Source organism: Sabulicella rubraurantiaca, from assembly GCF_017355885.1.
In the GTDB taxonomy this organism is placed as follows: domain Bacteria; phylum Pseudomonadota; class Alphaproteobacteria; order Acetobacterales; family Acetobacteraceae; genus Roseococcus; species Roseococcus rubraurantiacus.
The window spans coordinates 17,791-38,322 of sequence record NZ_JAFEUU010000014.1; the positions used below are offsets into that span (position 1 = coordinate 17,791).

Here is a 20,532-nt window from a genome sequence, read left to right on the forward strand (position 1 = left end):
CGCTGCACGGCTCGGCAGTGGTTTGCGGCAGCCCTTCTCGGATAGCGTCGCGAGTCGATACGGTGGGACGAGGGGGTGAGGAGACGACCATGGCCCTCTTCGAGATTCGCGGCATTTTACCGCAGGATGTGAGCCGCTACCGGAAGCTGCGCCTTGACGGCCTTCGCGCGCACCCGGAAGCGTTCGGCGCTTCCTGGGAAGAGGAGGCAGCTCAACCCTTGGCTTGGTTCGCGGAGAGTCTGGAGCGCAACATCATCTTTGGCGGGGTCTCGGCTGAGACGTCAGAGCTAATCGGTATCGTGGGATTCCACGTCCCGGATAGCGCCAAGCAGAGGCACAAGGGCGTCCTCTGGGGCATGTACGTTGAGCCGAGGGCAAGGGGGACAGGGCTTGGGGCGGCCCTGGTGACACGGGTGCTCCAGCAGGCACTGGGTACGGTCGAGCAAGTGCGGCTCACGGTCGTTGTGACGAACAAGGTCGCGATCCGCCTCTATGAGCGCGCCGGCTTCGAGAAGTATGGCCTGGAACGGCGGGCCCTGAAGATCGGCGAAGAGTACCACGACGAGGTGCTGATGGCTTGGCCTCCGTGAGGGGGCCGCTAGGTCCACACTCGGCTCGAAGCGGACCAACAGCTTCAGCCATGAGCTCTTGGCCGCCACGGCGGACGGTCGGCAGGGAATCAAGCCTGACCGGTCGCAAGGCTTCCGAAGAAACCATCACGCGCCGCTTCCCGCAGCCATCTTGCCCGATAGCTGCTCCCATGATGTGCCCGTCTTCAGCATGCTCGGGACGCCGACCCGTTTCCTTGTGCCTCTCCCCTACGGCCGGCCACATACTTGATGTCCTCGACGGCGCCGCCTCATACTCCGCAGAACGTCCAAGAACCGCGGAGGCGCAAGCAATGCCCAAGACCCAGATCACCTCGGAGAAGATTGGCAAGCCGAGTGGACACTTCTCACACGCGACGGTGGTCGAGGCACGTGGGCGGCTCGTCTTCATTTCAGGTATGCTTGCCAAAGGCCCGGACGGGAAGATCGTGGGCGTCGGCGACATCGAGCGGCAGACGGTCCAGGTCTGTGAGAACGTGAAATCCGCGGTCGAGGCAGCGGGCGGCACGCTGGACGACATCTGCCGAGTGGACGTGTTCGTCCGCAACATGGAGCATTTCGACGCCATCCATGCGGTACGCCGCAGGTACTTTACCAGCGCGCCGCCTGCGTCCACGATGGTCGAGACGCCGAAGATGACGACGCCCGAGGCGCTCATCGAGATGAGCGCGATCGCCGTCGTTCAAGACTGAGGGGCGCGGAAGAATGGCGAGGCCATCGTTTCTTGCCAGTTTGGGCCTCCTGGCGTTAGTAGCGGCCAACGGGCCCGCCACGGCGCAGGCGCCCGCCTTCTCTCCGAGCCGGCCGCTTCAGATGCTTGTCACCTTTCCGCCGGGCGGTGCGACCGATTTGCTTGCACGTGCCGTCGCGCAGGCCATGGGGACCGAACTCGGGCAGCCTGTGACAGTGGTGAACCGCGACGGTGGCGCGGGATCGGTTGGCGCGACGGCGATCGCGCAGGCTCGGCCGGACGGGTACACGATCGGCTTCACCACTTCGACGTCAATTGGGCTTCAGCCGCACCTCAACCCGAACCTGTCTTACCGCCTCTCATCCTTCACGCCGGTGTGCCAGACCTTCGAGTTGATCTTCGCGCTCGCGGTTTCTCCGGACGCCCCGTATCGGACGGCGGCCGACCTTGCGGCCGACGCGCGGGCGCGCCCAGGCGCCCTGTCCTTTGGCGTGAACGGGACGGGCAGCGCGGCGCATCTTGCGATGGCAGAGTTCGTCCGCGCCGCCGCCGTGCAGATGCTGCACGTGCCCTATCGTGGCGACGCTCCGGTCGTGCCTGCCCTTCGCTCGGGCGACATTGTGGCGGGCTCCCTGACTGCGAGCCTCGCCGACGCGCAGGGTCTCCGCCTGCTTGGCATCTTCTCCAATGAGCCGCACCCGCATCTGCCTCAGGTGCCGACACTCCCTGCTCAGGGCTTCGCCGCCACGCAATCGGTGATCGGTGGCGTCGTGGCGCCTGCCGGCCTGGAGTCACATGTGCGGGCAGCGCTGGAGCGGGCCTGCGCCGCGGCACTGAGGTCGGAGGCCTATCGCACGGCGGCCGACCGGCTGCGCGAGCGGGTCGCGTTCCGCGATGGCCCGTCCTTCGGCGCCGCCATCGAGGCCGACGTGGCGTCGAAGCGCGCCCTGCTCGACGAACTTGGCATCAGGCCGTGAGAGTCCTTGGCGCATATCAAGTGGGCGGGCCGTGATCTGCTGCCTGCTTGCCCCCATAATCCAGGCGAGGCGTCCGCCGTCATTACTATAGGCCCATAATGGGCCCGCCGCGTCGTGGAAGCCCTTGTGAGTCATAGGTCACGAGAACTGGAATCAATCGATCCTTGCGCAGGATTCCTGCAACGAGGTCGGCGAAGGCTTCCGCTTCGGCGCCGCTCATCGTCAGCGCGTGGGTGAAGCCAATGCCGAGGTGGCTTCGCGGCGCTCTGAGAGGCGGCCCTTACCGTTCAAAGATTGCTGCGCCGCCTTGCGCGTCAGCCGATGGGCAGCATCCTTGCCTGCCCGGAGCGTACCCTCCTAAAGGTCACGGAATAGCGCAGGCTGCTCACGGCCGGGATGCTGTGCTCCCAATCCACTCGTGCCGGTCCTGACAGCAGATAGGCCGACCTCGGCTCCAGGGTGAGCGAGGCGCGCTGCCAGCCGTCGCTGCGCTTCCGCCTCAAGCGAAACAGGCAGGGAGATAGCAGGGAAACCCCTACCACCTCCGCAAAAACGGATTTGTCCCTGTGCCAGCCAATGGGCGCCCCGGGGCCGTACTCGGTCACCAGCACGTGTTCAAGGCCGGACTCATCCAGGTTGGCAAAGGCGGCAACGCTCTCGCGCAGCGGCAGCAGAAAGGTGGGAATGTCGTCGGCCCTTTGCAGCTCCTGCCGGATGAAATCGTACCTCCAGCCGAAGGAAACGGTCCGGCGCTTGCCCACATAGCCTCGAAACTCAAACTCCGTGAAAGCGAGCTTCGCCAGCTGCTCCTCCAGCGCGCGCTCGTCCTTGGGCGAGATCAGATCGGGCTGATACCGGAATCCCTCCGGCAAGGATTGGCTCGGCTCAAAAAGGCTGTGCTGAACTGGCTTCATCATTGATGAAATCAGCGGCGCCCGCAGCGGTTGAGCCGGCGTAAGAATGTGGGAGTGAGGTGCGGCATGCCTGGCGAGTGCCGACGGACGCAGAGGTCGAAGGCCTGACCGATCCTGCCCCGACCCCAGCGCAGGCGCTCCCCGCTCATTCCGCGGGCTGGAGCTGGCGCGCCGGACCGTTTCGCGGATCAGCGTGCGCCAAGCGGCAAATTCTTTCTGGCCCATGATCGAGGAGTAGTGACGACCCTGCATCCGCGTACGTCGCATTTTGCGATAGGATACTTACGCTCTGTCTGGCCCACCGAATGGAAGGAGGCCATCGGTGGTCCCGTGAAACTCCGGTGCGGGGCCGGTCCGCTCGAGCAGCCCCGAATCCTCTGCTTGGTTCAGTCTACCCGCGCACCGGATCGCCGGATGACCTCCGACCACTTGGTCATCTCGCTGCGCAGGAAGGTCCCAAACTCGGCCGGGCTGCCCCCGACCAGCGTGAGGCCCTGGTTTGAAAGCTGATCGCGCACGTCCTGCAGGGCCAGCACGGAAGCGACGTCGCGCTGAATGCGCGATGCGACCTCCGGCGCCATGCGCGGCGGGCCGACCAGGCCAAACCAAGCCGTCGCCTCGAAGCCCGGGATGCCAGCCTCCGCCACTGTCGGCACGTCGGGCAGCGCTGGCGAGCGCTGTGCGGTCGTGACCGCCAGGGCCCTCACGCGCCCCTCGCGCACATGCGGGACGGCCACCGCCATCTGGTCGAACAGCATCTCGATCTGACCCGACATGACGTCGGTCAGGGCCGCGGCGTTGCCACGATAGGGCACATGGGCGATGTCTAGGTTGCCCGAACTCTTGAACAACTCGCAGGCAAGGTGCTGCGAGGTCCCATTCCCGCCAGAGCCGCAATTCAGCCGCCCTGGCCGCTCGCGGACCAGCGCCATCAGCTCCGTCACATTCCGTGCGGGTTGGTTGTTGCCCACCACCAGCATCAGAGGCAGCGACGCCATCAGGGTGATCGGCGTGAAATCGGCGATCGGGTCGAAGGGCAGGCTGCGGTGCAGGCTGGCGTTGGTGACGTGGGTGATAGGCACGATCATCAGCAGGTGACCGTCCGGCGGCGCGGCGGCAACGGCCTGGGAGGCGACGATGCCACTGCCGCCAGGCCGGTTCTCCACCAGCACTGGCTGCCGCCAAAGCTCCGTCAGCTTCGGCGCCAGGATTCGTCCCAGCAAATCCACGGTGCCGCCGGGAGGGAAGCCGGCGACCAGGGTGACAGGACGAGACGGAAATGCCGGCTGCGCCGCGGCAGTGCCAGCCATGGCAAGCGCGGCTGGCAGGATGGCTGCGTGACGACGGGTGATGTTCATTGCTGCTTCCTCCCTTTCTCGTTGTCGGTCCGCTACACGGCTGCTTCTTCCGCAGGCTCGTCGGCATTTCGGCCGGCCGAGCCGATATCGACGCCCTGTTCCGTCAGCGCGCGCTGCAAGGTTTCCACCTCCAGGGCGGAGGGCACGGAGTTCCGCTTCGCGGCAAGGCCGGCGGCCACACCCGCCACTTGTCCGGTCACGAGGCAGCAATACTGGCCGCGCGTCCACATATCCGCGTCGTGGCTGACCGAAAGCACGCGCCCGCCCACGGTCATGCCCTCGACCCCATTGGGCAGGAATACACCCCAGGGGATCTCGAACCAGGTGAGTTCGGTGGTTGCGGTGCGGTAGACTGCATCATTCGGCGCGCCTTCGCCGCCTTCTGCCTTGTGCCAATCGCGGCCGGCAGCCATGTGGCGCCAGACCCGCACGGTGCTGTCGCGGAAGCGGCGCTGCGCCTGGTTGTCGTCCTGCGTCAGGAGATAACGGCCGCGGACACGCCGCGTCTCCCGGACGCCGACGGTCGGCGAGCTGTCGAGTACAAAGGCCTTCTCGAAGCCAGGGATGTCGCGCCGGATGACGTCGAAGATCATGCGGTTCTGGCGCCGCGCTTCGATGTCGGCGCGCGTCACGTCCCATGCATTCGTCCCGTCCACGCCGTAGACGCGGGCGTTGTTGACCGTGACGATCCCGCGCTCGACATCCACGCCCTCCATGCGGAGGTAGTGCACTTCGGGCGGAAGCTCGCCGGCAGCCCGGGCGCGCTCTGCGATGTCGAAGAATCCGGAGAAGCGGACGAGACCCTTCTCCGGCTCCAGGATGTGGAAGTTGGGATCGGCGGTGAAGTTCTCCTTGGGCTGGGAGCGGCAATACTCCACCACCCGCTGCACATCGACACCGCCCAACCGGAACAGCACGCTCATCGGGCGCATCTTGCCGTCGCTCTCACGGCCCTTGACGTGCTCCGCGCCGGCGGCCGCGGCGATGTCGGCATCTCCCGTCGCATCCACCACGCAGCGTGCCAGGATCGCCTGACGGCCGGACTTGTTCTGGATGACGACACCACGAATGCGGTCGCCCTCCATGATGGGATCGACAACCCAGGTGTAGTTGAGGATCTCGACACCCTCCGCCTGCAGCATCTCGACGGCCAGCGATTTCATCCCCTCGGGGTCGAAGGGGAAGGTTGGACCACCGGCAACGCCAGCGCCGCGCGCGGTCAGCTCTGTGGCGATCTCACGCGCGACCCCCGTCATGCGCGGGATGGGCACGTTCCAGGTGTTCATGATGACGGCCGTGGCGGCGCCGCCCAGGAAGGCGTTGCGCTCGAGCACCATGGTGCGCGCCCCGGCACGGGCAGCGCCCAGCGCCGCGCCGATGCCCGAAACACCCCCGCCGCACACGAGCACATCCACGTCACGCACTACTGGAATGCGCCGCGCCGGCTCAACCACATACCCGTTCTCGCCTGAGACCAATTCACTGGGTTTCATTGACCTGTTTCCTCCCTAGGTGCCTCTTCAGTCCTACCGCCAGCCTTCTGCCTGCCTGAGCGAAGCCTGCTGTGAGAGGCGGACATGGAGCCGTGCCTCCCGCTCTGCGGCATCGGGGTCAGCTGCCGATATGGCAGCGAGAATGGCGCGGTGCTCGCGTGCGGCCTCGCGATGACGTCCCTCCACGCCGCGCAGTTCCGCACGTCGGGTGAGCATGATCTGCAGCTTGAGGCGATCCAGGGCCTCGGCGAGGCGAGTGTTGCGAGCCGTCCGGGCGATGGCGGCGTGGAACTCGGTCCCGGTTCGCGCCCACTCCGTCCAGTCAGGGGCGGCATCGTATCGGTCACACAGGGCGCGTAGAGCTTCCACCTCGTCCGGTTGGGCACGGAGGGCGCAGGCACGCGCGGCCGCGCCATCCAGGGCCTCTCGCAACTCAAAGAGTTCGCGCAGATCGTCGAGGGAGCGGCGGGGCACGAAATAGCCACGCGCCGGTACGACCTCGAGCAGACCGTCGCGGGCGAGGACCTGGAGCGCCTCGCGGATGGGCGTCCGGCTCATTCCAAGCTCCGCGGAGAGGCGGTTCTCGAAGAGCGGGTCACCTGCTGCGTAGCGCCCCTCGACGATCGCTTCACGGATGCGGCCATAGGCCTCGTCGGCGAGGCCGATTTTGCGGATATTTTGGACGCTCATTCTTGTGGACATGTTGTCGACAAGGCCGATCACACCAGGGTGAGGGTAGGGGCGTCAAGTCCATTCTCTGGCCGGTTTATTGGGCTTCGCCTTCGATTCAACTCACGCCCGCGGGCAAAACTCTGATTTCTCGCCGCTGCCCTTGGTTCCGCACCCCTGGCGGTCTGTCTTTCGCGCTCAAGCACCCGAAGGATTGGACCGTGCTGGTGTCGCGTGGCGAGCAGCCTTCACGAGCTCAAGCACCGGGGGGGATGCGGTCAGCGGTTGCCGCAGGCTTTGACGTAGCTCCCTCTCCGAAGGAAACCTTGGAGAGGATCTGCGCATCATCGGCCCTGGAACTGGCCTGCCGCCGACCGAAGATTCCGAGGTGGCTCCCTACGTGATCGGCAGGCGTCCCTCACCAATCTCCCGGATGCTCGCGGCGATGATACGGGAACGCGCTGTGGCGGCGAAGTAGAGTGATGTGAGCCAGATCGCCAAACACCAGGCGGCGCAGGCTACCCGAGGCCACCACAACACAGGTTCCAGATCATTCGAGACTGGCTCCGGAAGCCTTCACCAGCCTTTCGTACATCCGCAGCTCTGAGTTGATGAAGGAAGCGAACTGCTCTGGGGTGTCGCCAACTGTCACCATGCCCAGGGTGGCAAAGCGATCACGAACCTCCGGAAGCTGGATGATGCGCACCACTTCGCGGTGCAATTGGTTCACGGCACGGCTCGGAGTACCTGCCGGCGCCAGCAACCCAATCCAAGTGCTGATCTCGAAGTCCGGGAATCCGATCTGCTGCATGGTGGGCACGTCAGGCAGGCTTGGCCAGCGTTCCGCTGTTGTCACCGCAAGCGCACGCAACTGCCCGTTCTGCACGAACTCGATCACGGAAGGCAGGGTGGCGAAGGTCAGCGCAACCCGTCCGGCAATCAGGTCTGCGACCACGGCGCCACCGCCGCGATAGGGCACATGCACGAGATCGGCGCCTGTTTGCAGCTTGAACATCTCACCTGCCAGATGCGTCCCCGTGCCGACCCCTGCGGAGGCGTAGGATAGCGAGCGCGATTTTGCGTGCTCCACCAATTCCTGGACGCTTCTTACCGGCAACGATGCCGGGACAACGAGGATGTTCGGCATCAAGGCGGGCCGCGTGATCGGGCCGAAATCCCGCACGGGATGATAAGGAATTTGGCGGTAGAGGCTCGGATTGATCGCAAAGGCGCTGCTGGTCAGGAGCAGCGTATGACCATCAGCCGGAGCCCGCATGACGGCCTCGGCACCGAGGTTGCCGCCGGCACCTGCACGGTTCTCGACTACCACCGGCTGCTCCAGCACCTCGCCCAGCCGTGGCGCAACGAGGCGGGCGACGATGTCGGCGCCACCGCCAGCGGCAAATGGCACAACGACCCTGAGAGGCTTGCTTGGAAAGTCTTGAGCATTCGCGAGAGTGGGCGCGAGCAGCAAGGGAGAGGCGACAAGCGCGCGGCGTGAGATCATGGGACGTTCCTCCAGTTGATTTATCAATTTATCGGTGCGCGTTGGTGCCAGCTGGTGGCGCACTGGTATGCATCGGCAACGCGCAGGAGGAGGCCTTCTGCATAGGGGCGTCCCACCAATTGAAAGGCGATCGGCAGTCCCTCCGAGGAGAAGCCTGCGGGAACCGAAAGCGCCGGCATCCCGATCGTGCTGAAGGGACGCGTGTTGCGTGCCGTTCGAGCAAGAAGGGGAAACACATCGGCAGAGCTTTTTGGTGATGTGTCTTCGAAGGTGGGCGCGGTTATCCCGATGGTTGGCACGTGCAAGACGTCGGCCTGGGAGAACACCGCTTCCGCAAACTCGGACGCCAGCCGCGACCGCGCCGACAGGGCAGCAAGGTAGTCGACGGCGGGGAGGTAGAAACCGGATTCCATCCGCGTCTTGAGCACGAGCGGATACTCGTCGCGGAACTTCTGCAGCAGGTCGGAATGGATGGCCGCTGCCTCGACTTGGCTAATCAGATTCCCGAGGTGGTACAGGCGCTCGGGATCGGGCACGGCCACCTCGACGATTTCGGCCCCGAGCTTCGCCAGCACCTGAAGGCTTTGTGTCATGCCCTCTAGGACCTCAGCTGCGGCACCGTCCTGGAAATAGTTCACAGCGACGGCGATGCGCAGTCCTTTGATGCAGCCGGTGAGTTGCTTTTCATAGGCTGGGACTTTCATGCTGCTGCAGCTGGCGTCATTGCTGTCAGCGCCGGCGATCACGGCGAGCAGCCTGGCGCAGTCGCGCGCTGTCCTCGCCAGCGGTCCGACCGTGTCCATGCTCCATGTGCGCGGAAGGATCCCGTGTCGGCTCACGCGACCATAGGTCGGTCGCAGCCCCACAACACCGTTCAGCGCGGCGGGAAGCCGGACGGAACCGCCCGTGTCCGACCCGAGTGAGCCGAAGCAGGCCCGCAGCGCCACCGCAACCCCGGACCCGCTGGAAGACCCGCCACTGATCCGGTCCTGATCCCAGGCGTTGCGGCAATCACCGAAGGACTCGTTCTGACCGGTAGGATTGGCCGCGAACTCGGACATGTTCAGGGCGCCCAACCAGATGGCGCCGGCCGCCTCCATCTTCGTGACGACCGTCGCCGTGGCATCGGGCCGATAGTCGGACAGAAGCCGGCTCCCACCGGTCGTCACACGTCCGGCACGGTAGAACATGTCCTTGTGCGCGAGCGGCACCCCGTGAAGCGGGCCCAGCTGGTCCCCACACTCGACCGCCTCGTCAGCTCTGGCCGCGGCCTCGAGTGCGTCTTCCTCCTCGATGGCGATGAAGCAATTGGCCGCAGCGTGGGCTTGCTTGGCGCGCTGCAAGGCGGCGCGGACCAACTCGGTGGAGGTCACTTCCTTCGCGCGAATCTTTTCGGCCGCCTCGCAGAGGCTCAGCTCCAGAACTTCTCGCGCCCCGGTCATCGCGTTATCGCTCGCCACCGGCGAGATGCACAAGAGTAGCCGCGAATTGCCCTGGCTCGGCGTTGAAGTCGTTCTCGGCTGCCACTGCGCTGGCATGCGAGGCGAGCCGCCGAAGGTCGGCAGCCACTTCGGTGGCGCGCTGGCCGCTGAGCGTCTCTCCACGCAGCTGCACTGCCATGGCTTGAACGAGTGCAGCCGTGGGTGCGCGGTCGGTCATGCCGGCCTCACTCGGGCGTGAGATTGGCTGTCTGGACGAGACGGGTCCAACGCTGGATCTCGTCGCGGATCAGGGCGTCGAACTCAGCAGGGGCGCCACCGCCCGGTTCGGCGCCGAGACCGGCCAGGCGTTCGCGCATCGCGGGTGATTCGAGAATGCGCTTGACCTGGGTGTATTGCTCTCCTGCGACCTCCGCCGGGGTCCCTGCGGGCACCATGAGGCCCCACCACTGGAGCAACTCATAGTCTGGGTACCCCCGCTCTGCGACGCTTGGCACGTTGGCCAGTGCTGCGAAGCGTGTCTTGGTGGTCACGGCCAGGGCCTTCAGGCGGCCGTCGCGCACATGCTCCAAGATCGTGGGAACGGGCCCGAAGAACATTTGCACCCGGTTTGCCATGAGATCGACCAAGGCCGGACCGGTGCCTCTATAGGGCACATGAGTCATTTGGAGGCCGGCGAGGGAGGACAGAAGTTCGCCCGCAAAGTGCGGAGAACTGCCAATGCCGGCGGAGGCGTATGCGACCCGCGCCGGGTTGGCTTTGGCATGGTCCACGAGCTGCCTGAGGCCGGTGAACGGCGCGGACGCGTTCGTCACCAAAACCAGCGGGCCAGAGGCGACAATGGTGATGGGGGTGAAGGCCTGCAGGGTGTCGAAGGGGAGGTTTTTGTAGAGAGCCGGATTGATGGAATGGCTGGGGGACGCCATCAACATCGTATAGCCATCGGCCTGGGCGCGAGCCACGGTTTCGGTGCCGACCGATCCGCCGGCTCCTGGCCTGTTCTCAACGACCACGGGCTGGCGCCAGACTTCGCTGAGGCGCTCTCCGATGGCGCGGGCAAGGATGTCCGCACCTCCGCCCGGCGCATAGGGCACGACGATCCGCACGGGCCGGTTCGGATAAGCTGGCTGAGCGAGCGCAGCGGTCGCGAGGGGGGCGCCCAGCGCGCCGAGTACGAGCTGGCGCCGCGAGGGAAGCTGTCGGATCACCGTGGACCTCCTGTCTGCTCCGTCCATTGTCGTGTCTGGCTTCACGGCCTTGCCTGGCCGAGGAAGGGGGCCAGCGTGCGGGCTTCAGCCAGTGACCAACAGGATTGCTGCAAGTGTGCGGCCTTGTCGGTACCCAGCACTGGCTCGACGAGCGCGGCAAACTTGGCGTCGAGGTCATGATCCGACATCGGCCGTTCGAGGCTGCCCAGGGCGTGGTCAACCCGATGGCTGAAGCTGCGTCCGTCCTTGCAGACGATCGTGGCATGCGCCGCTTCATGCGGGAGCCCGTCTTCGGCTGTGGCGCTGATCCTCCCGCGAAGCGCGACCACCTCTGGCTGCTCGACCGCTTCCTGCTGAAACTCGGCGATGCCAGCGGCGCCACGGACCAGTGCTGCGGCACAGGCGTGAAATACGCTGAACTTTCCATCCAACCCCGTCCGGGGCTGCGTCTTGCCGGTGAGTTCCAACACCAGGGGATGCACCCGCAATGCAACCGAAGCGATGTCGGCGGGCTGCAAGCTGTGCTGCGCACGTAACGTCAGGCAGGCATCAATGCAGGGATGAATAACGAGCCCGCAGGCATAGGGCTTGAACGTGTTGGCGACGATCTCGAAGCGCTCTCCAAGCCCAGAGAGAGCGCGACCCCAATGCTGTCGGTCCGAGAGCACCCGCGCATAGCCGCGCTTGCCTTCCAGGGCTGTGGCCGCGGCCGTGAATCCGCGGCGTGCCAGCAGAGCCGAGGTAATCCCGGCCCGCGCCGCTGCTCCCGGATGAAAGGGTTTCGCCATTGAGCCAAACTGCTCGCGCAGGCCAATCGGCTGGGACGCGGCAAGGCCCAGCGCCATCGTCGTCGTCTGTGTGTCCATCTCGAGCAGGCGAGCGACCGCCGCCGCTGCACCCAGGACACCAGCGCTGCCGGTGACGTGCCAGCCCCGGTCGTAATGCTCCGGGCACACCAGAAGCCCCGCCCGGCATGCGACATCGACGCCGAGCACGACGGCATCGACCAGGGCGCGGCCACTGAGGTCATAGCGCTCGGCAACCGCAAGCGCCGCGGCGACGACCGGCCCAGAAGGATGGATCAGCGTGGTTGGATGCGTATCGTCGTAGTCGAACACATGCGAGGAGATGCCATTCACGAGCGCTGCGCTCGCTGCATCCATCTTCTCCCGCCGTCCGAGGATGGTCACGCTCGCCGGAGGATCGAGGTCTAGCATGGCCGCGACAGCGGCATCGACGGCGGGGTGGAGGGCTGCTCCGATCGCGCAGCCCAGCCAATTGAGAATCGTGCGCAGGGCAGCCTGCTCGGTCGCTGCATCCCATGCCCCCGAAGGATGCTGAGCCGTGAAGCGGGCCAGTTCCCTCGTGAGCGGCGGAGCTTCGGCTCCAGTCTGCGGCGGCGACGCTTGCAATTTGCTGGTGACGTCCACGGTCGGTCCACTTCTTAGGGGGTAGGGGAGGCGGGCTGGAGGCGAGTGATGGCGCGTCCGACATGTGCACTCATCAGTGCGGCGCAGCGGTCCGGCTCCTTTGCGCGGATCGCTTCGACAATGTCGCGGTGGTCCTGGAATGAGGCCATCATCGCAACATCGCTCGAGAGGCTTTTGATGCGAGCGGTGTGCACCCGCTGCACGACACTGCGGTATACGGACATCAGTTCCCGGTTTCCTGCCGCGGAAACGATGCTCCAGTGGAATTCCAGATTGGCCCTGTAATAGGACAGGACGTCCTTGTTCTCGACAGCCGCAGCCATCGCTTCGTTGCAGCCCGTGAGCTTGTCCAGCAGATCAGGCGGCGGCGACGCGGCGACCTTCCGTCCCGCCATCGCGTCGAGCCCGGCCCGCAACTCGTAGAGTTCGGAGATCTCGCGGGTGCTTGGCATCCGCACGAACACACCGGTGTGTTTGCGGGTCTCCACCAACCCAGAGCTTTCCAGATCTCGCAGGGCCTCGCGCACAGGCATGCGCGATACGCCCAGCTTCTCTGCCAGCGCTGAGTCGGAGATCTTCTCGCCAGGCTGGAGGTCGCCGCCGAGGATTCCGCTCAGGATTTCCTTGTGCACGAGGCGAGCGAGCGGCACCTGCCGAAGGGCAGCCAGACTTGGGTCAGCTTCAGCTTCGGGTGACGCAAGCCAAGGAAGCATGAGAGCGTCCGTTTGGATATTGGATACAATATCCATTGTTGGCCTTTTGGAACCAGCTTGTAAACCCTGCCTGTTCGCCGCCGGCCGCGGCGCGGGCGTGCTCCAGTTCATCCCACGATGGATCAGGCCGCCAATCACTGCTTCACAGGCTTGTTCTATCTCGTGGTCGTGACCGATAGACGCCGGGCCGTCTCTTGAGCGTGCTGCGGCGGGGCGTCGCGGGATGTGGAGGTGCTCCCTGCTTCCTCCAATTCCGCGAGCACCTCCTCCTCAGCCGAAGGGTGCAAAGTGAGCAGTGCCTTGAGTGCGTAGACGCTGCGTCGGAGATCCGGCGCGATCTCGGCCCAGCGGTCCTCCCCACCCCGTGCGACCTCCATCAGGGCAGAGATCCGCGCTGCCAACATCCGGTCTACCAGAGGCACCACATCCCTCGCCTCGGCCGCGGCAGCAATCCCGTGCGCGCCCATGGCAATGCCGACATCGGCTGCAGCCAGCGCCGGCGCGTCGTTCACGCTGTCCCCGACCATCGCGGTGGGCGCACGGGCCGCCTCCCTGCGCACCGCAGCGATCTACTCGGTGGGGGAGGGGTCGGCGAGCACTTCACCGAGCCGCAGATCAGTGCCAACCGCAGTCGCATCGGACCCGACCTGCGAAGGGACTGACACCATCGCCCGCCGTCGCCTTGAGGCCGTACGGTACTGCGTACGCCGGTTTTGATCGCTGGAGGAACTTGAGCGAAAGACCGTCGTCTCAATGGACACGACGTCGAATGCCGCGTCATCAAGGTTCTGACTGATGCGGCGCGCGGGCGCTGCATGACCCTCCGCATGGCGGCGTGAAGGTTTAACCCCACGCCACCACAGCTGCGGTGCAGGCCCTACTCGATGACGTAACGGGCCGTCACCCGATGTCCGTGATCGATCGTGCCGTTGAAGACAAGCCGGGCGCCGGAGGCGAGGGGGGCTTGGAGAGCGCCGACCAGCCGGTTCGGCTCGGCGGGACGAAGAGTGACCGTCGAGGTCCGTCCCTCGGCCTGGATGGTCAGCCGCCCCGATGCCTGGCGTGTTGACGAAGGGCGGCCCTGCTCGTCGCTGACAAACAGGATGACCTCGGTGCCCGAGGCCACGAGTTCGACCGGATGGCCATCCACGATGACCACGAGGCCACCATTTGGGCCGCGGGACCGGGCGCTCTGGGCACCGGCGAGGCCCGGCACGAGCAACAGCGCAACAACGCCGCGGCGAATAAGGTTCATCAATGTTTTCCTCTCCTGGGTCTAGAAGGCCTCGGCCATTCGGCCTGCGGGAAGCTCTCCCTGCTCGGCCAGAAGGCGATCGAGCGCAGGGCGCCCGAATTGGCGGAACAGCAGCGGCGTGAGCACGGCATCGAGAAGCGTCGCGCTGATCAGCCCGCCAAAGATGGTCACGGCCACGGGATGCAGGATCTCGCGGCCCGGCTCCCCCGTCCCGAACAGCAGGGGAATGAGGGCAAGCCCGGCCGACAACGCCGTCATCAGGACGGGGGCGACGCGCTCCTCGCTGCCACGCAGGATGAGGGGACGGCCCCACCGCATCCCCTCGTGCAGGACGAGGTTGAGGGTGTGGCTGACCTTCAGGATGCCGTTTCGGGCGGAGATGCCGGCCAGGGTGATGAAGCCGACCATGGAGGCGACCGACAGCGGCAGGCCCGCGATCCAGAGCGCGGCCACGCTGCCGATCAGGGCGAGCGGCATATTGCCCATGACGACCAGCGCCAACGCCGTCGAGCGGTAGCGCTGACGGAGCACCACGAAGACCAGGGCCAACGAGACGAGCGAGAGCAGCCCGATGGTGCGCGCAGCCTCCTCCTGTGCCCGGAAATTGCCCTCGAGCACGGCTGCGTAGCCGGTAGGCAGCGGGAAATCGGTCATGACGCGGCGGAGATCCGCTGCGATTGCCGCCATGTCGCGCTGCCCGTCCCCGTTTCCGGACACCACGATGCGGCGCTGTCCCCCTTCCCGAAGAACCTGGTTCGGCCCATCGACCTCTTCCACGCTGGCGACCAGGCGTAGCGGCACGTGACCCTGAGGCGTGGCGACGAGAAGTTCGCCCAGGCCCTCGGTGGTGCGATCCCGGTCGGACAGGCGCACCACCACGTCGAAGCGTCGCACCCCATCCACGATCTGGCTGACGACGCGCCCGTTCGAGAGACCCTCGAGAGCGGCGGTCAGCGCCGCCGGGGTGAGGCCGTAGAGGGCCGCCTCGTTGTAGTCCGGCAGCACGCGGAGCTGCGGGATGCGCACCTGCCGCTCCACCTGAAGGTCAACGAGGCCCGAGATCCTGGCCATCCGCGCCCGCAGCCCCTCGGCCAGCGCGCCGAGGGTATCGAGGTCGGGACCGAAGAGCTTCACGGACGCCTCGGCGCGCACGCCGGAGAGCATGTGGTCGAGGCGGTGCTGAATGGGCTGGCCGATGTTGATGTTGGCCGGCAGCGGCGCGAGCTGGGCGCGGATCTCGGCCAGCACTTCCGCGCGGCTCCGATCCGACTTGCGCAGCGTCACGTCAAGCTCGTTCACGTGGACGCCTTCGGCGTGCTCGTCGAGTTCCGCCCGTCCGGTGCGCCGCCCCACGGAGACGACCTCCGGGAGTTCGGCAAGAAGCCGCTCGGCCACCGCGCCGAGCCGGGCGCTTTCGGCCAGCGAGATGCCGGGCCGGAAGGACAAGTTCACCAGCACCGTCCCTTCGTTGAAAGCAGGCAGGAACGCCCGGGGCAACATGAGCGCGCCCCAGGCTGCCACGGCGAAGAGCAGCGCCGTGCTTGCATAGACGAGCTTCGGCCGAGCGAACGCACGAAGAAGGGCGGCCCGGTTCATCCGCTTGGCCACGCGCAGAACCGGACCATCCGGGCGATGCGCCTGTGCGGGCCGGCTGCCAAGCAGCCAGTAGGCCAGCACCGGCGTCAGCGTGACCGAGACGAGCAGGCTTGCGAGGATCGCCACGATGTATGCGACCCCAAGCGGCGCGAAGAGCCGCCCTTCGATGCCAGGCAAGGCGAAAAGCGGCACGAAGACCAGCACCACGATCGCCGTGGCATAGACGATGCCCGAGCGCACTTCCTGGCTCGCGGCAGCCACGACCTCCAGTACGGGGCGTGGCGCTGGAAGCCCGGCATTCTCCCGCAGGCGGCGCAGGATGTTCTCGACGTCCACCACGGCGTCGTCCACCAGCTCACCGATGGCGATGGCGAGGCCACCGAGCGTCATGGTGTTGATGGTCAGGCCGAAGGCATGGAACACCACCACGGTGGCCAGCACCGAGACAGGGATGGCAACCAGCGAGATGACGGTGGCCCGCAGGTTCATCAGAAACAGGGCGAGGACCACGGCAACCACGATGCCGGCCTCGATCAGGACCGTCTCGACGTTGCGGATGGAGGTCGCGATGAAGTCGGCCTGCCGGAACTGGACGCGGGACGCACCGAGGCCGGGCGGCAAGGTGGGCTTCAGTTCGGCCAGGGCGGCCTCGACCGCCTCCGTCACCGTGATGGTGTCCGCTCCGGGCTGCTTCTGGACCGAGAAGATTACGGCCGGTTCGCCGCGGTAGCCCGCGTCGCCTCGCTTGGGTCGGGCGGCGAACTCCACCCTCGCGACCTGATGCAGCAGGATTGGCGTGGGAGAAGCTGTGCGTTGGGCGACCGGCGTGTCCGCGAGATCCTCCAGGCGCTGCGTGAGGCCAAGGTTGCGGATCAGGTACTCGCGGCCCCTCTGGTCGACGAAGCCGCCGCCGGTGTTGGTGCCAAAGCGCGCGACGGCCGCCTCGACTTGCTCCGGCGTGACGCCGAGGGCCAGCATGGCGGCCGGGTCGGGCGTGATGCGGTACTGCCGCACCTCGCCGCCGATCGGGATCACCTGGGCGACGCCGGGGATGGAAAGCAGGCGCGGCCGGATGGTGAAGTCGACGGCCTCGCGCGCTGCCATGGGCGACAGGCCCTCGGAGCGCACCGCCACCAGCATGATCTCGCCCATGATGGAGGAAACCGGGCCCATGAGGGGCGTGATGCCGGGCGGCAGCGAGGCGCGGACGACGCCGAGCCGTTCGGCGACCAGCTGGCGGGCCCGGTAGAGGTCGGCTGACCAGTCGAACTCCACATAGACGATGGAGAGCGAGACGGCGGAAACGGAGCGGACGCGCATGACGCCTGGCATGCCGTTCATCGCCGTCTCGATCGGGAAGGTGACGAGCCGTTCGACCTCCTCCGGCGCGAGGCCCTCGGCCTCGGTCAGCAAGGTCACGGTCGGACGGTTCAGGTCGGGGAAGACGTCCACCGGCACGCGCGGCAGCACCAGCGCGCCGTAGCCGACGAGCACGACCGAGGCGATCAGGACCAACAGGCGGTTGCGCAGGCTGGCCGAGACGAGGAACTGGAACATGGCGGCCTCAGCGCACCTGGTTCACGAGGCCGGCGCCCTGCACCACCACCCGCTCTCCCGCGCGGAGACCGGCGGCGACCAGAACGCGTGCGGCGTCGAGTGGCTCGATCCGGACTGGGGCGGCGGTGAAGCTTTCCGGTTCGACATGTCGCCAGACCACCTGCTCGCCATTGGCGGCGCGGACGACAGCGGCGCGGGGCAGGATGAGCCCGCGGATCGGGTCGGCGACCTGGGCCACCACCGTGACCGGCTGGCCAAGGGCTAGGCCGGTGGGCGGGTCCACGATGCGGAACTGCGCGAGAGTCGCGCCTTGCTGGACGGCGCGGCCGAAGCCTTGGATCTCGAGGCGCATGGGCTGACCGCCCCGGACCGAAGCGGAGGCCGACCGCAGATCGAGGCCTGCATCGGCCCCGAAGACGAGCGCCTCCACCCAGAGCGCCGCCGGATCCACGATCTGGAACAGAACGTCCTGCGCTGCCACGACCTGGCCCGCGACGGCGCGGGCGGAGGCGATGATCCCGTCTGCCGGGGCTCGGATCACCTCGGGCGCCACGCGGCTCCGGGAGAGCAGGACGCGGCGCCGTCGCAGCCCCTCCAGTTCGATCTCCGTGTCCACCACCTGCACGCGGGTTCCGGCGCCGGAGGCGGCGAGGTTGCGCGCGCGCGCGAGGCGCGCCTCGGCGGCGGCGATCTGCTGCTCCAGATCGCCCGACCGTTCGGCGATAGTGGTCTGATCGGCGACCGGAATCGGCGGCTCGACGATGGCCAGCACTTCGTCGCGGCGCACTGCCTGCCCGAGGCGCGGCAGCCCGTTCTCCGGCGGCACGATTCGGCCGCCGGCGAGGCTCTGGGCAAGGCCCCCGCGGTTGGGATCGGCCACGACGCGCCCGACCAGCGTGACGGTGCGCGATGCCTCGGCCTCCCGAAGAATGGCCGTCCGCACTTCCAGCAGGCGCTGGCTGACCTTCGGCAGAAAGACGGTGCCGTCTGGCAGGCGGGAAGGGGCATCCACCGCGGCCGAGGCGGCCGGAGCATGGGCCTCGTCGTGGTCGTGACCCGGCCCGGCGCGACCGGGGACGGGCAGGAAGGCCAGCGTGAGGGCCGTGGCGACCACGGCACGGCGGCGGTGCGCCCGGCGGCGCGGACGGGCCAGGGTCACGCCAGCGACAAGTCCGAGCAGCGCGCCGCCGGCCGCCACCAGCCAGGGACGATGTGCCGCCCACTCGACGGCCTCATGCCACGGATCCTCGAAAGGTCCAGCGTGTGGATCGGGGGGCGGCAGCGCGGGGAGCGTACCGGCCAGCAGGTCGTCGCCGACCGGGCCATTGGTGATGGAGAAGACGAGGTCGAGCGGCATGCCGGGCTGCGCCAGGACCGGGGATGCGACGCGGAAGGTGCCCTCTGCCTCCGGCTCGGCCACCACCGGCACGTCGCCGATGGTCACTTCGATCCGGGCTGCGGTGACCGGCACGTTGCCGTCGAAGAGATCGAGCCAGATGCGAAGGCGGTCCGGCGCCTCCCGGACGGCGACGACCTCATACAGATCGGAGTGGACCGCGACGCGCGGCCGGGCGGGCGCGGCCGCAACGGGGGCGTCATGGTCGTGGCCTTCGTGGGCGGCGACGGGAGGGCCGACAAGCAGCAGCAACGCTGCAAGCCAGGCGCGCGGGCGTGTGGGAAACGGCATGGGAGGGCGGCACCGAGTTTGGAGACGGACGTGGCGGCTCAGGCCGCGGCCGCCCATCCAGACGGGCCGCGGCTAGGTGTGGTGTGCGCTTCTTGGCGGGCGTGCCGGCAGCCCGGGGCCGTGATCATCCATCAGGGCAGACCGGTCGGGCCGGGGCTGCCGCAATTCGACGACCGGGGGCGCTCCAGGCGCCCCGACCTGTGGGAGGGGCGCCGGCGCGAGATGGCAAGCTGCACAATGGGCAGCGTGCGTCTCGTTCGCGTCCCCGTCTTCGCCGTTCGATGCGCCGCTATCCGAAACTCCGGCGGTAAGCTGGACATCACCCATACCAAGATGCACAGCATGCGCGTGCCGTCCTTGCCAGGCGGCCATCAGGACAGCCAGCAGGGCAAGGGTGCAGACCAACCTCATGCTGCGCAACAGTTGGAGCAATCCAGGATCCACGGCCACGAAGCCAAGTGTTAGATCCAGAGAGAAGAGCCGTCGACCCCCGGCTTCATTCGGCAGTGCCTGGCGTCGGGCTGCACGCCATAGGACCATCCGTCCCGGCGCCTCTATCCTCCACGAGTGGCTGAACCCCGGGGGTGCCGTCAGCTCACGCGGTTCAAGCCGCCGAAGAAGGCACCGAAATAGCCCGCGTAGAGTTCCGGGCGCTCCAGATTCATCGAGTGCCCGACCCCAGGCACCGTCACCAGCCGGCAGTCCGGCATGCGCCTGGTCATCATCTTCAGGTCGGCCGCCGGGATCCAGCCATCCTGTTCGCCCCATAGCACCAAGTGCTCATGGCGCAGTTCCGGCATGCGGGTCGAAAGGCAACCCGCGCGGCGTTCCTCCGTCAGGTGCCGCGGCGTGCCCAGCCAGACGCCCTCGGCGACGCCGAAGGCGCCGCGGACGACCCGTTCGAACATTGCCGCCGTCGGGCCGGCCCCGGCGCGCAACTGCGGGACCTTGCCGGCGCCAAGGCTGTCCGGTTCGAAAAGGCTCGCCGCCGCCGTCGCCATCACCGCGCGCGTCACCTCGGGGCTGCTGCGCATCGCCTCGAACAGCGCGAAGCCCTGCTCATCGAAAGCGAGGCCCAGCGGCGCAACGGGATCGAGGGCGAGAACCTTGCCGAAGCGCTCCGGCCGGGCCAGCAGCATGTGCGCGGCGATGACGCCGCCCGTCGAATGCGTCGCCAGGTGGCAGAAGCCGACGCCTAGCGTGTCGAGCGCGGCCAGCATGTCGGCGGCGTGCACCTCCATGCGATAATTGGCGTAGTCTGCGCCTGGTGGCGGGCGGTCGCTATCGCCGCAGCCTCGCCAGTCGAGGCCAATCACCCTGATGTCGGGCGGAAACCAGGGCGCGGCGAGTTCGATCCAGTCCTTGCTGGCCAGATTGCCGTGCACGAACAGTACGGTGGTTGGGCCGTCGCCCCAGAGGCGGCAGCCCAA

General features: G+C 67.1%; 18 protein-coding genes. 3 read left to right on the forward strand and 15 right to left on the reverse strand.

What is annotated here, in order from left to right; genetic code table 11:
* Window positions 1-89: 89 nt before the first annotated feature.
* The 3 genes from JTJ31_RS19340 (at window position 90) to JTJ31_RS19350 (ending at window position 2,276) form a co-directional block, all read left to right on the forward strand.
* A complete protein-coding gene (locus tag JTJ31_RS19340; protein ID WP_207540385.1) occupies window positions 90-590 on the forward strand; it encodes a GNAT family N-acetyltransferase in 501 nt (166 codons plus the stop codon).
* Between the two features lie 311 nt (window positions 591-901).
* Entirely contained in the window at window positions 902-1,300 is a 399-nt protein-coding gene (locus JTJ31_RS19345; RefSeq protein ID WP_207540386.1) for a RidA family protein, read from the forward strand.
* 121 nt (window positions 1,301-1,421) lie between these two features.
* A complete protein-coding gene (locus JTJ31_RS19350) occupies window positions 1,422-2,276 on the forward strand; it encodes a tripartite tricarboxylate transporter substrate binding protein (protein WP_207540387.1) in 855 nt (284 codons plus the stop codon).
* A gap of 314 nt (window positions 2,277-2,590) precedes the next feature.
* Here JTJ31_RS19350 and JTJ31_RS19355 read toward each other — a convergent pair whose 3' ends face one another.
* The 15 genes from JTJ31_RS19355 to JTJ31_RS19425 form a co-directional block, all read right to left on the reverse strand.
* Window positions 2,591-3,193: an alpha-ketoglutarate-dependent dioxygenase AlkB gene (locus tag JTJ31_RS19355; protein ID WP_207540388.1), complete on the reverse strand. Its 603-nt coding sequence runs from the start codon at window positions 3,191-3,193 to the stop codon at window positions 2,591-2,593.
* Between the two features lie 383 nt (window positions 3,194-3,576).
* Window positions 3,577-4,548: a tripartite tricarboxylate transporter substrate binding protein gene (locus tag JTJ31_RS19360; RefSeq protein WP_207540389.1), complete on the reverse strand. Its 972-nt coding sequence runs from the start codon at window positions 4,546-4,548 to the stop codon at window positions 3,577-3,579.
* 32 nt (window positions 4,549-4,580) lie between these two features.
* Window positions 4,581-6,041, reverse strand: coding sequence for an FAD-dependent oxidoreductase (locus JTJ31_RS19365; RefSeq protein WP_207540390.1), 1,461 nt, complete (start codon window positions 6,039-6,041; stop codon window positions 4,581-4,583).
* Window positions 6,042-6,074: 33 nt separating this feature from the next.
* Window positions 6,075-6,731: a GntR family transcriptional regulator gene (locus JTJ31_RS19370; protein WP_207540391.1), complete on the reverse strand. Its 657-nt coding sequence runs from the start codon at window positions 6,729-6,731 to the stop codon at window positions 6,075-6,077.
* A 529-nt stretch (window positions 6,732-7,260) separates the two neighbouring features.
* Window positions 7,261-8,217, reverse strand: coding sequence for a tripartite tricarboxylate transporter substrate binding protein (locus tag JTJ31_RS19375; RefSeq protein WP_207540392.1), 957 nt, complete (start codon window positions 8,215-8,217; stop codon window positions 7,261-7,263).
* Between the two features lie 23 nt (window positions 8,218-8,240).
* The gene (locus JTJ31_RS19380; protein ID WP_207540393.1) at window positions 8,241-9,659 is read right to left on the reverse strand and encodes an amidase; all 1,419 of its coding nucleotides are present in this window, start codon (window positions 9,657-9,659) and stop codon (window positions 8,241-8,243) included.
* A gap of 4 nt (window positions 9,660-9,663) precedes the next feature.
* On the reverse strand, window positions 9,664-9,876 hold the full coding sequence (locus tag JTJ31_RS19385; RefSeq protein ID WP_207540394.1) for a hypothetical protein: 213 nt from the start codon (window positions 9,874-9,876) through the stop codon (window positions 9,664-9,666).
* A gap of 7 nt (window positions 9,877-9,883) precedes the next feature.
* On the reverse strand, window positions 9,884-10,864 hold the full coding sequence (locus JTJ31_RS19390; RefSeq protein ID WP_207540395.1) for a tripartite tricarboxylate transporter substrate binding protein: 981 nt from the start codon (window positions 10,862-10,864) through the stop codon (window positions 9,884-9,886).
* A 41-nt stretch (window positions 10,865-10,905) separates the two neighbouring features.
* Window positions 10,906-12,294, reverse strand: coding sequence for an MmgE/PrpD family protein (locus JTJ31_RS19395; RefSeq protein WP_207540396.1), 1,389 nt, complete (start codon window positions 12,292-12,294; stop codon window positions 10,906-10,908).
* Window positions 12,295-12,308: 14 nt separating this feature from the next.
* Window positions 12,309-13,043, reverse strand: a complete 735-nt coding sequence (locus tag JTJ31_RS19400; RefSeq protein ID WP_207540397.1) for a GntR family transcriptional regulator — start codon at window positions 13,041-13,043, stop codon at window positions 12,309-12,311.
* 119 nt (window positions 13,044-13,162) lie between these two features.
* Window positions 13,163-13,567, reverse strand: a complete 405-nt coding sequence (locus JTJ31_RS25245) for a hypothetical protein (RefSeq protein ID WP_207540471.1) — start codon at window positions 13,565-13,567, stop codon at window positions 13,163-13,165.
* A gap of 317 nt (window positions 13,568-13,884) precedes the next feature.
* A complete protein-coding gene (locus tag JTJ31_RS19410) occupies window positions 13,885-14,262 on the reverse strand; it encodes a hypothetical protein (protein ID WP_207540398.1) in 378 nt (125 codons plus the stop codon).
* 21 nt (window positions 14,263-14,283) lie between these two features.
* Window positions 14,284-17,415, reverse strand: a complete 3,132-nt coding sequence (locus JTJ31_RS19415) for an efflux RND transporter permease subunit (RefSeq protein ID WP_207540399.1) — start codon at window positions 17,413-17,415, stop codon at window positions 14,284-14,286.
* A 7-nt stretch (window positions 17,416-17,422) separates the two neighbouring features.
* Window positions 17,423-19,102, reverse strand: coding sequence for an efflux RND transporter periplasmic adaptor subunit (locus tag JTJ31_RS19420; RefSeq protein ID WP_207540400.1), 1,680 nt, complete (start codon window positions 19,100-19,102; stop codon window positions 17,423-17,425).
* A gap of 590 nt (window positions 19,103-19,692) precedes the next feature.
* A complete protein-coding gene (locus JTJ31_RS19425) occupies window positions 19,693-20,532 on the reverse strand; it encodes an alpha/beta fold hydrolase (RefSeq protein WP_207540401.1) in 840 nt (279 codons plus the stop codon).